This window comes from Veillonella sp. CHU740, assembly GCF_003992055.1.
Lineage (GTDB): Bacteria > Bacillota > Negativicutes > Veillonellales > Veillonellaceae > F0422.
In genome coordinates, this window is the sequence record NZ_RQVD01000029.1 from 1 (window position 1) to 407 (window position 407).

Below are 407 nucleotides of genomic sequence, written 5' to 3' on the forward strand. Positions count from 1 at the left end.
GATGAGGTTTCTCATAGCATAAGCTAGTAAGATCCCATGTAGACGACATGGTTGATAGGCCAGGTGTGGAAGTGCTGCAAGGCATGGAGCTGACTGGTACTAATAGATCGAGGGCTTTACTAGAGAACCAACTTTGTAGGAGCGAAAGCGACGCACAAAGTTGTGTGAATCAGTATGTCGGTTGTAAGAATTTCCACGACCGAAGGGAGTGAAGAAATTCCACAAAACCGATGAACTTAAACTGATTTACGATATGACTGGTATGTAAATACTAAAACTTGTAAGTTAAATATTATTCTTCTATGTAGTTTTCAGGGAACACCCTGACAAATTCAGTGACGATGGCTACGAGGAACCACCTGTTCCCATCCCGAACACAGTAGTTAAGCTCGTAAACGCCGAAAGTA

2 rRNA genes are annotated in these 407 nt (G+C 42.5%); both read left to right on the forward strand.

Annotated elements, in window-relative coordinates:
* Window positions 1-123 (forward strand): 23S ribosomal RNA (locus EO115_RS08305); the annotation flags it as partial.
* Window positions 124-331: 208 nt separating this feature from the next.
* Window positions 332-407, forward strand: a 5S ribosomal RNA gene (rrf, locus tag EO115_RS08310); the annotation flags it as partial.